This is a genomic window from Patulibacter sp. NPDC049589 (assembly GCF_040675535.1).
In the GTDB taxonomy this organism is placed as follows: domain Bacteria; phylum Actinomycetota; class Thermoleophilia; order Solirubrobacterales; family Solirubrobacteraceae; genus Patulibacter.
The window spans coordinates 1-10,079 of sequence record NZ_JBFAPC010000185.1; the positions used below are offsets into that span (position 1 = coordinate 1).

Genomic DNA, 10,079 nt, shown 5'->3' on the forward strand with positions numbered 1-10,079 from the left:
CGGACAACTGGATCCCCGGCCAGGAGGAGTACGCCAAGGGCTGGATCTCCTGCTTCCACGACTACCAGTCGCTCGGGCCGCCGGAGTCCTCGAGGACCACGTGCGCCGCCCCGTCGTCGCCGCGCGCTGCGGTGACCAGCGCCCCCGCGGCCTCGAACACGTGGACGTTGACGTTCTCGACCACCGGGGCCCCGTCGACCGCGGCGAGGGCCTCCTCGGCGGCCTCGGGGTCGTCCGCCGCCAACGCGGCGAGCGCCGCCCATCCCGCGGAGACCAGCTGGAACGGCGGGGGCACGCCGGGCAGGTCCAGCGACGCCCGCGCGTCGTCGGCGCACTCCCGCAGCTCGCCCCGCCGCCAGCGGATCGACGCGCGCGTGCCGAGCGCGCCGAAGAGCCCGATCGTCTGGTGCCGCTCGCGGGCCGTCTCCACCGCGGCGTCGGCGCACGCCAGCGCCACGTCGACCGCGTCGACCTGCGAGAGCGCCGCGATCCCCTGGTAGACCGGCGCCGACGGTCCGGTGGTGCGCGAGAGCCGCCCGCCGTCCAGCGCCGGCCCCGCGAGCGCCTCGACCTCCGCCGCCGGCGCGCCGGCGAGGGCCAGCCCCCAGGCCAGGTTGCAGCGCTCCAGCCGGTCCAGGGTCGTGTCGCCCGTGAGGACGCCGGGCGCGCTGCGCGCCAACGCGTCGCCACGGGCGCGGGTGTCCGGGTGCAGGAGCGCCTTGCCGACGAGGTCGACCGCGACGCGGCGTCGGTCCTCCTCGTCAGGCGTCTGACGCAGCACCTCCTCGAGCAGCCCGACGGCCGCGGGGATCCCGCGCCCGACGGTCACGAGCTGCGCGAGCAGGAGCCAGCGCTCGACGCGACGCCCGGGTTCGGTCGTCGTCGCCGCGCTCTCCGCCAGCCGCTCGCCGGCCGTCCGCACGTCCACGCGGGCGTGGAGGCCGGCCTCGGCGAGGCCCGCCAGGACGTCGGGCCGGTCCCCGACGGCCGGCGGCTCCTCGAGCGCGCGGCCGAGGAAGCGCAGGGCCTCGACGGGGGCACCGCGGGCGAGCGCCTGCTGCCCGGCGCGCAGCAGCGTCGCCGCGTCCGTGTCCGAGCCCGCTGCCGGAGCGTGCAGGAGGTGGACGGCGACGTCGGCGTCGGGAGCCCCGGTGCGGCGCAGCAGGTCGGCGGCCGACGCGTGCAGCGCCGCCCGCCCGCCCGGCCCGACGTCGCCGAGGACGGAGGAGCGGACGATCGGGTGGCGGAAGCGCAGCGGGTAGGCGTCCGCGAGGACCTCGCCGCGCACGAGGATGTCGGCCGCCGCGGACGCCGCCGCCGGCTCCAGCCCGGCCAGCGGCCCGGCGACGCCGAGGTCGGACTCGCGGCCGAGCACGGCCAGCGCGCGGGCGAGCGCGAGCGGGTCGGGGCCGCGGCGACCGAGGCGCAGGAGCAGCGCCCGAGCCACCGAGCGGGGCCCGAGCTCCCGGACGCGCGGGGCGGCCGCGTCGTCCGGTGCGATGCCGTCCGCCTGCAGGGCCGAGGCCAGCTCGGCGAGCAGGAACGGGTTGCCGCCGGTGACCTCGTGACAGGCCGTGGCGCAGCCGGCGGCGACCGGGACGCCGAGGCGGCGGGCGACGACCCGGCCCGCGTCGTCGACGGTCAGCGGAGAGAGCGTGAGCGTCGCGAGCCGGGGGACGCGGGCCAGCGGCGGCGGCGCGTCGTCGGCGTCGTCGTCGGGCTCCCGCAGGCCCGCGACGAGCACGACCGGCAGCTCCTCCAGGCGCCCGGCCAGGTAGGCGAGCACGCGCAGGGACGCCGGGTCGGCCCAGTGGACGTCGTCGACGACGACGAGCCGGGGCCGCGCCGCCGCGAGGCCCTGCAGCAGCCACCAGCACCCGTGCAGGACCGGGAACCCCGGATCGCCGCCGGGCGACGGGACCGACGCGGGATCCAGGACGGCGACGGCCGGGGCCGCGGCGGGCCCCGCCGACGCGACGACGGTCGAGTCGGTGGCGGCACGTTGCAGGAGCTGCCGGACGACCCCCAGCGGATGGTCGCGTTCGAGCTGGTCGCCCCGGGCCGCGAGGACGTCGAGGCCGAGCTCCGGCGCGACGGCCGCGGCCTCCTCCAGCAGCGTCGTCTTGCCGATGCCGGCGGGGCCCTCGACGACCACGAGGCCTCCGCGTCCTTCCGCAGCGGCCCGGAGCGCGCCGCGCAGCGCCCGGCGCTCCCCGTCGCGCCCGAGCGGTGATCGGGCGGACGCGTCGAGCGCGAGCAGCTCTGGGTCGGCACCGTCCACGCGGCCATCATGCCCGGCGGAGGGGTGAGCTGGCAACCGCGCCGCCGGGGCGCGTCCCGGCGGCGCGGGGTCCTCAGCGCGCCGTCGCCGCCCAGGTCGCCCGGTCGCCGTCGTCGCCCCGCACCACGGCGCCGGCATCCTCGAGCAGCTCGAGCGAGGCGAGCAGCGCGCCGAGCCGGGTCAGGCCGTGGCGGAGCGAGGGGACGCCGCGCCAGACCTCGAGCCCGAGGTCCCAGGTGCCCCGCGGCCCGGCGGTCAGCGCACCGCGGACGCGGCCGGTCCGGCGGTCCAGCGCCCCGAGCCGGTCGGCGTGCAGGCCGGCGACGTCGTGCAGCGCCGGCCCGTGGCCGGGCAGCGCGAGCAGGCCCGGGATCGCGGCGGTCTCCGCCAGCGCGGCGAGGTAGCCGGCGGCGGGGCGATCCTCGGTGCCGAGCATCGAGCCGAGGACCGGCGTCAGGGGAGCGGCCCGGAAGACGTGGTCGCCGACGAACGCCACGGGGCGGCCCGGCACGAGCGGGTCGAGCTCGAGGAACAGCGTGTCCGACGGGCTGTGGCCGGGGCGGACGCGCACCGTCAGGTCGTGGTCGCCGGCGCGGACGACGTCGCCGTCGACCAGCAGCCGCGCGGTCGGGGCGCTCGGCAGCCCGCGCACCAGCGACTCGCCGCCGCGCGCCATGTCGAGCAGCCCGTCCGGCGCGCCGTGGTGGGCGATGTGGCGCTCGCCCCAGGCGACCTCGCGCAGCAGCAGCGTCAGCGGGTCGGCGATCGCGTCGGCCACGGGCGAGATCGCCGCGATCGGCACGCCCGTCCGGCCGTGGATCTCGGCCGCCAGGCCCGTGTGGTCCAGGTGGTGGTGGGTGATCAGGAGCAGCTCGAGGGCGTCCAGCGAGGCGCCGGCGGCGTGCAGCCCGGCCTCCAGCGCCTCCATCGCGCCGGGCAGCGGCATCCCGGCGTCGACGAGGGTGGTCGGCCCCTCGCCGCGGACGAGGTGGACGTTGACGCCGTCGGGGATGCCCGGCAGCGGCAGCGCGATGCGCGTGATGCCGGGCGCGACCTCCTCGACGAGGGGCGTCCCGGTGTCCGGTCCCGAGCTCAGGCCGCCTCGCCCCAGACCTTCTCGTACATGCGCCAGCGCTTGACGATCGTGCCGCTCATCGCCTCGAGGCTCTTGTTCATCGCGCGGTTGTTCTCGAGGATCCAGCCGGCCTCGCCGGACTTCAGCGGCGAGACGGCGCCGACGTCGTACTGGGCCTCGTAGAGCGCGGCCCCCGCCCCCGTGGACATGTGCTCGGGCTTGACGCCGAGGAAGCCGACGCGGAGCTCGTCGACGATGTGGTGGCGGCGCAGGTAGTACCACCAGCCCAGGGGCAGCAGCCGGCCCCGCATCTTCTTCAGGACCTGGTTGATGTTCATCACCGTGACGGACATGCCGATCGTCTCGCCGTCCTTCTCGGCGACGAGGTACCAGCCCGGGCTGTGGACGAGCCGGAGCTCCATCGCCCAGGCGTCGAGGTCGGCGGGCCGCAGCGGGCTGTAGCCCCAGTTGTGCGACCACGCCTCGTTGTAGACCTCGGCGAACGCGTCGAGCTCGCGACGCAGGTGGCGCATCCGCATCGGTCGGACGTTGACGCCGCCGGACTCGCGGGCGCGGCGGCCCATGCGCAGGAGCGCCGGGCGGACCTTCTCGCGGTCGGCGACCTGGAGCCAGTACGACAGCAGGTCGACGGCCTTCTCCAGCCCGGCCTCCTCGAGCCGCTGCTGGTAGTACGGCGGGTGCCACGGCTGGCGGACGAGCGGCTCCATGTGGAAGCCCTCGATCAGGACGCCGCACTCGTCGTTCATCGTGAAGTTCATCGGGCCGACCATCCGGTCGGCGCCCTGGCCGCGCAGCCACGCCTCGGCGGTCGAGAGCAGCGCGGCGACGACCTCGGGGTCGTCCGCGAACTCGATGAACCCGAAGAGGCCCCAGCGCGCGTCGTGGAACTCGTTGTAGCTGTCGTCGACGTGCGCGGTGATGCGGCCGACGACCTCGCCGTCCCTCCAGGCGAGGAAGTACGTGCCGCGTCCGTGGGTGAAGAACGCGTTGAGCCGCTGGATCAGGAACGCCCACTGCTCCAGCCGCAGCGGCGGGATCCACGGCGTGCCCGCGTGCAGGCGGAACGGCAGGTCGATGAAGCGCCGCAGGTCGGCGAGCGAGCGGACGGGCCGGACCTCGACCGCACCGGTCGCGCTGTGGGTGGGACGGGGCGGGGCGGCGGCGGTCATGGGGTCGGCCGGACACCGGCCCGGCCCGCCAACGGTATCCGTCGCCCCGCCCGGCCCGCGCCCCGAGCGGTCGCGCGCCACCGGACGGCGCGGACCGGGGCCGCGGGCCGCGCGCGGACGACCCGCGGACCAGAGGGCCGCCCCGGCCGTTCAGGGCCGCGCGAGCGTCCCCGCGGCGTCCTCGGCGACCGTCGGCTCCCGCAGCAGGTAGCGCGCCTTCTTGCCGGTCGCGGTCATCGGCAGCTCGTCGACGAAGCGGTAGGCCCGCGGTCGCTTGTAGTCCGCGAGCATCGGGTGCCCGTGGCAGTGCTCGTCGAGGGTGCGGGCATCGACGTCCGGGGTGCCACGCACGACGCAGGCGACGACGAGCTCGCCCCACCGGGCGTCCGGGATCCCGATCACGGCCGCGTCGACGACGCCGGGGTGCTCCTCGAGCACGCCCTCGACCTGGACGGGATGCACGTTCTCGCCGCCCGAGACGATCATGTCGTCCTTGCGGCCGACGATCGTGACGTACTCGTCCGCGTCCCAGGTGGCGAGGTCGCCGGAGTGGAACCAGCCGTCGCGGAAGCGCTGCTCCTGCTCCTCCGGTCGGTGGACGTAGGCGTAGCCGGACTTCACGGAGCGCATCGCGACCTCGCCGATCGTCGTGCCGTCCTTCGGGGCGAGCACGTCCGGCGACCCCGGGCCTCCGTCGGGGGCCAGCGCGATCACGGCGACGTCGTCGTCGGTCGACGCCCGGCCGGCGCTGCCGGCGTGGTCGGGCAGGTCGACGGGCCGCAGGAACGTGTTCCAGAACGTCTCGGTCAACCCGTAGCCGTTGAAGATCCGGGGCGTCAGGACGCGCTGGTAGCGCAGCGCCGCCGCGCGGTCCAGCGGGGCGCCCATCGTGACGATGCCGTTCAGGGTGGCGAGGTCGCGGGGCCGGGCCTCCTGCTCCGCGGCGAGCATCGCGAGGTTCGTCGGGGCGCCGATCAGGAACGTCAGGCCGAGCTCCGCGACGCGGTCGAGCGTCAGCGCCGCGTCGAACGCCCGCAGCGCGACGGCCTCGGCCCCGACGTAGAGGACGGGGTTCGGCCCGCCGGCGTAGAGCCCGCCGCGGTGGAACCACGGGCTCATGTTCATCGTGCGGTCCTCCGGCGCGAGCGGGAAGTGCATGATCACGTCGTGCGCCGAGAGCACCTCGACGGCCCCGTTGAGCGAGACCCCCTTCGGCATGCCGGTCGTGCCGGACGTGTAGACGCGGGTCGTCTCCTCCCACGCGGAGAGCGTCGGCAGGTCCTTCGGGGTCCCGTCGCCGAGCAGCGCGTCGAACGGCGCGTGGCGGCCGCCGGCCGACGGGTCCTGTGCGTCGACGTGCACCACCAGCGCCGGGTCGTGGCCGGCGCGCGCGAGGGCGTCCTCGGCCGCCGGCGCCAGCGCGGCGTCGAAGGCGAAGACGACGGGGCGGCTGTCGTCGAGGACGTGCGCGGTCTCGCCGGGCGCGAGGCGGAAGTTGACCGGGACGGCGACGGCGCCGAGCCGCTGCGCCGCGACCCAGAGCAGCACGAACTCCGGGCCGTTGAAGAGCTGCATCACCACCGCGTCGCCGATCCCGACGCCCGCGGCCCGCAGGCCGGCCGCCACCCGGCCGGTGTCCGCCCAGAGCTCCTCGTAGGTCCACCGGCGGCCGGTCGCCGGGTCGTTCAGCGCCGGCCGCCGGGCGTAGCGGTGGGCGTTGCGCTCGACGCCGGCGACGTACGTGAACCGCGCCTGGAAGACGTCCCGGTAGGCCCGGGGGTCGTACGCGTACGGGGCGGGCGCCGGGGCGGCTGGACTGGACACTGGGACTCCGTGCGGTCGGGCCGGGCCGCGGTTGTCGGCCCGCGCCACGGCTGGTGCTTGGTGGAGCCAAGCGTAATCGTCGGCGCAGCCCGACCCGTGGGGACGGGCGATCCGCGGGGTCGCCGCGTCGGGAGCCGGGTCCCGCGACGCCCCGTGGCGGCGCCGGCCGGCCCCGCCGGGCCGGTCAGCCGCGCGGGTCGGAGTGGTCCGCGTCCGCGAGCAGGAACATCTCGACGGAGGCGTCCGCGCGCACGTCGATGCCGCTGATGAACGCGCGGACCGGCCGGCCGGTCGCCTGCTCGACCGGGGCGCGCATGTCGTCCCCGGTGGCGTCCTGGAAGAAGCGGCGCACGTCGCGGAGCCGCTGGTGCTCGCCGAGCTCGACGAGCCGGCGTTCCGCGGGCGTCTGGGTGTCCTCCAGGACGCAGACCACGGCGTCGGGACCGGCGAAGGACCGCGTGAGCGCCCCGGGCCGACGAGCAGGCGGCACCCGGAGCACCGCACCGGGCGCTCGGGGAAGGGGTGCGGCGCGTCCGCGAGGAGGAGCTGCCGGCAGTGGGGCAGTACGCGTGCTCGTCGACCATGGTTGTCGGCCGGGTACTCCGGGGGGGGGCACCGGGCAATCCCCCGGGGCGAACGGCCCGGCGGGGCCCCGGGGCGCCGCGCCGGGCGGGACCGCGTGCGTCCGGCCGCCGGGCGGACGGCCCGGGGTCGACTACCCTCCGGGGATGTCCGGTGCGCGCGAATCAGCCCACGACGCGCCCGCTCCCGGCGACGAGGCACAGCCGGGCGCCACGATGCTCGCCGTCTCCGACGCGATCGTCCGGCTGATGAAGGAGCACTACGGCAAGGGTCCGACGAGCGTGAAGACCCACCTGCTCGGCGACGCGGTCGTGGTCCTCACGGCCGGCGGCATGACCAAGGTCGAGCACACGCTGACCGACCTCGGCCACGAGGAGGCCGTGATCGAGCAGCGCCGGGTCTTCAAGCAGGCCATGACCGACCGCTTCCGCGACGTCGTGGCCGGGGCGACGGGCCGCGAGGTCGTCGCCGTCATGAGCGCCACCCACGTGGACCCCGACTACGCCTGCGAGACGTTCGTGCTCGCCCCCGAGCGGGACTGAGCGGCCGGCGGTCCGCCGCCCGTCCGCGGTGGGTTTTGTCGGCGGCCGGCCGGGGTAGCCGACCGCCCCCATGGCGGCGCTGCACCTGACCTTCGACGACGGCCCCTCCCCCGCGTGGACGCCCGTCGTGCTCGCCGCGCTGGAGCGGATCGGCGCCCGCGCCACGTTCTTCGTCCTCGGCGACGCGGTCCGCGCTCACCCGGACCTCGTCCGCGCGGCCGTCGCGCACGGCCACCGGGTCGAGCTGCACGCCGACCGCCACGAGCGCCACGACCGGATGTCCGCGGCGGCGATCCGGGCAGACGCCGGCGCCGCGCTGGACGCCCTGCGTGCCGCGGGCGTCGCGCCGGCCTGGTGGCGGACCCCGTGGGGCCGGATCACGGACGCCACCCGCACCGTGGCCGCCGAGCGCGGGCTGCGCCTGGTCGGCTGGGACGCCGACACCCACGACTGGCGCGGCGACCGGGCCGAGGCGATGCTCGCCGCGGTCGAGCGCGACGCGCCGGCCGGCGGCGTCGTCCTCGCCCACGACGGCCTCGGACCGGGCGCGACGCGCGCGGGCTGCGAGGAGACCGTGCGCTTCGTGTCGCTCGCCGGCGCGTGGGCCCGCGCCCGGGGGCTGGAGCTCGAGCCGCTGCCGGTGCCCGAGGACCCCGCGGCGCGCGGCGTCACCGAGGAGCGGGGTCGCGCCGACGCTACCGGCCGATCGCGGAGCGCGGCGATCGTGGGCGCCGCGGGCGGGTCCCGCCGGTCCTCCGCGCCGGACCCGTCCCTCGCGGGCGGCCGCGCGTGAGCGCCGTCCTGCCCCGCACCGGCGCCGACGTCCCGGGCTGGGACGCCGTCGCGGCCGCGGGCCTGACGGGCGGCGGCGCGTTCGCCGACCGGGCCGCCGAGCACGCCGCCCTGCGCTCCGTCGCGGCGGGGGACCTCGGGCTCGCGCGTGTCCTCGACGGCCACCGCAACGCGCTCGAGCGCCTGCTGCTGCACCGCCCGGACGAGGTCGCCGCCGCGGACCGCGCATGCGCCGCCGAGGGCGTCGTCCCCCACGGCGTCTGGGGCGCCGACCCGCGCCCGGACGACGTCCCCGCATCCGTCCCCGCCGCCCTGGACGAGGACGGCCGGACGGTCAGCGGCGTCAAGGTCTTCTGCTCCGGCGCCGGGCTCGTCGAGCGCGCGCTCGTCCTCGTCCGGCCCGCCCCCGGCGCCGCCGGCCCGACGGCGTGCGTGCTGCTCGACGTCTCGGACCCGGACCGCGCGGCGGTCGACCGCTCGTGGTTCGCCGGCGCCGCGCTGCGGACCAGCGCGAGCCACCGCGTGGTGCTCGACCGCGCACGGGTGCTCGCCACCCTGGGCCCCGCGGGCCGCGCGAGCGCCCTGCTGGAGGAGCCCTGGTTCAGCGGCGACGCCCTGCGCACCGCGGTGACGTGGGCCGGGGCGCTCGACGCCGTCCTGGCCGGGACGGGCGACGCCCTGCGCGGCCGGGAGTGCTCGGACGCCGAGGCCGTCCTGCTGGGCCGGGCGCACGCTGCGCGCGCGTCCGTCGACCGCTGGCTCGACCACGCGACGGCGGCGATCACGGAGGACCCCGCCGGGCTGCCCCGCACCGTGCTGCTGGCCCGCCTGGAGATCACCGAGCGCTGCCGCGAGGCGCTGCGCGCCTGCGCCGAGCTGACCGGGTCGCACCCGATGGCGGTCGGGGCCGACGCCGCCCGCGCCCGCGCCGACCTCGACCTGCTGCTCCTCCAGCACCGCCTGACCCCGGCGGCCGTCCGGCTCGGGCGCGAGCTGCTGTCGACCGCGAACGGGAGCACCACGTCGTGAGCACCGCCGACGCCGACCACTTCGAGGCGCGGTTCCGCGCCGACCCGGACCCGTGGCGGTACGAGGCCTCGGCCTACGAGCGGGCCAAGTACGCCCGGACGCTCGACGCCTGCGGGCCCGGGCCGTTCCCCCGCGCGCTCGAGCTCGGCGCGGCCAACGGCGTCTTCAGCGCGCTGCTGGCGAAGCGCTGCGAGGAGCTCGTCACGATCGACTTCTCCCCGACCGCCGTCGGCCTGGCCCGCGAGCGGCTGGCCGGTGCCGCCCACGTCACCGTGCTGCAGGGCACGATCCCGGACGACCTGCCGCTCGGTGACGGCTTCGACCTCGTCGTCGCGTCGGAGGTCCTCTACTACCTCCCCGGCGACGACTTCCGGCGCACGGTCGACCGGCTGCCGCGGCTCCTGGGCGCCGGCGGCCGGCTCGTCGCGGCCCACTGGACCGGCCAGGCCCCCGACCTGCACCGCAGCGCCGCGGAGACCCACCGCGCGCTGCGCACGGGATCCGGCCTGCGCCCGGTGCCCGACCCCGTGGGCGCCACCGCGGCGCCGGCCCGCGGGTACCTCCTCGACGCCTTCGAGATGCGATGAGGGCCCCGCGCGCGATGGTCGTGGTGCCCGCCCGCGACGAGGAGCTCCACGTCGGCGACGCGGTGGACGCGCTCGTGGCGCAGGCCGCCGAGGTCGGCCCGTGCTTCGGCGTCCTGGTCGTCGACGACGGCTCGCGCGACGGGACGCCCGCGGCCGTGCGGCGGGCGGCGACGCGGG

General features: G+C 77.4%; 10 protein-coding genes. 5 read left to right on the forward strand and 5 right to left on the reverse strand.

From position 1 onward, the window contains the following. Positions 1–61: 61 nt before the first annotated feature. The 5 genes from AB0L40_RS23825 to AB0L40_RS23845 all read right to left on the reverse strand — a co-directional run bounded on the left by AB0L40_RS23825 (position 62) and on the right by AB0L40_RS23845 (position 6,860). Positions 62–2,281, reverse strand: a complete 2,220-nt coding sequence (locus AB0L40_RS23825) for an AAA family ATPase (protein ID WP_364360609.1) — start codon at positions 2,279–2,281, stop codon at positions 62–64. 73 nt (positions 2,282–2,354) lie between these two features. Further along, complete coding sequence (locus tag AB0L40_RS23830; RefSeq protein WP_364360627.1) at positions 2,355–3,482, reverse strand: MBL fold metallo-hydrolase; 1,128 nt, start codon at positions 3,480–3,482, stop codon at positions 2,355–2,357. Next, on the reverse strand, positions 3,374–4,546 hold the full coding sequence (locus AB0L40_RS23835) for a hypothetical protein (RefSeq protein ID WP_364360611.1): 1,173 nt from the start codon (positions 4,544–4,546) through the stop codon (positions 3,374–3,376). The genes AB0L40_RS23830 and AB0L40_RS23835 overlap by 109 nt, the downstream gene beginning before the upstream one ends. A 150-nt stretch (positions 4,547–4,696) precedes the next feature. Continuing rightward, on the reverse strand, positions 4,697–6,370 hold the full coding sequence (locus tag AB0L40_RS23840; RefSeq protein WP_364360613.1) for an AMP-binding protein: 1,674 nt from the start codon (positions 6,368–6,370) through the stop codon (positions 4,697–4,699). A 184-nt stretch (positions 6,371–6,554) separates the two neighbouring features. Further along, the gene (locus AB0L40_RS23845) at positions 6,555–6,860 is read right to left on the reverse strand and encodes a Na-translocating system protein MpsC family protein (RefSeq protein ID WP_364360615.1); all 306 of its coding nucleotides are present in this window, start codon (positions 6,858–6,860) and stop codon (positions 6,555–6,557) included. 238 nt (positions 6,861–7,098) lie between these two features. Between AB0L40_RS23845 and AB0L40_RS23850 the strand changes: the two genes are divergently transcribed. From AB0L40_RS23850 to AB0L40_RS23870, 5 genes are all read left to right on the forward strand, one after another. After that, positions 7,099–7,494 (forward strand): Na-translocating system protein MpsC family protein, encoded by a 396-nt coding sequence (locus AB0L40_RS23850; protein ID WP_364360617.1) that lies wholly within the window; start codon positions 7,099–7,101, stop codon positions 7,492–7,494. A 70-nt stretch (positions 7,495–7,564) separates the two neighbouring features. After that, positions 7,565–8,287 carry a polysaccharide deacetylase family protein gene (locus AB0L40_RS23855; protein ID WP_364360619.1) on the forward strand — a complete coding sequence of 241 codons (723 nt, stop codon included), beginning with the start codon at positions 7,565–7,567 and terminating at the stop codon, positions 8,285–8,287. Then, positions 8,284–9,315, forward strand: a complete 1,032-nt coding sequence (locus AB0L40_RS23860) for a hypothetical protein (protein WP_364360621.1) — start codon at positions 8,284–8,286, stop codon at positions 9,313–9,315. Before AB0L40_RS23855 ends, AB0L40_RS23860 begins: the two co-directional genes overlap by 4 nt. Next, complete coding sequence (locus AB0L40_RS23865) at positions 9,312–9,902, forward strand: SAM-dependent methyltransferase (protein WP_364360623.1); 591 nt, start codon at positions 9,312–9,314, stop codon at positions 9,900–9,902. The genes AB0L40_RS23860 and AB0L40_RS23865 overlap by 4 nt, the downstream gene beginning before the upstream one ends. Beyond that, positions 9,899–10,079, forward strand: a 181-nt coding sequence (locus AB0L40_RS23870; protein WP_364360625.1) for a glycosyltransferase, incomplete at its 3' end; no start/stop codon positions are given. The genes AB0L40_RS23865 and AB0L40_RS23870, both read left to right, overlap by 4 nt.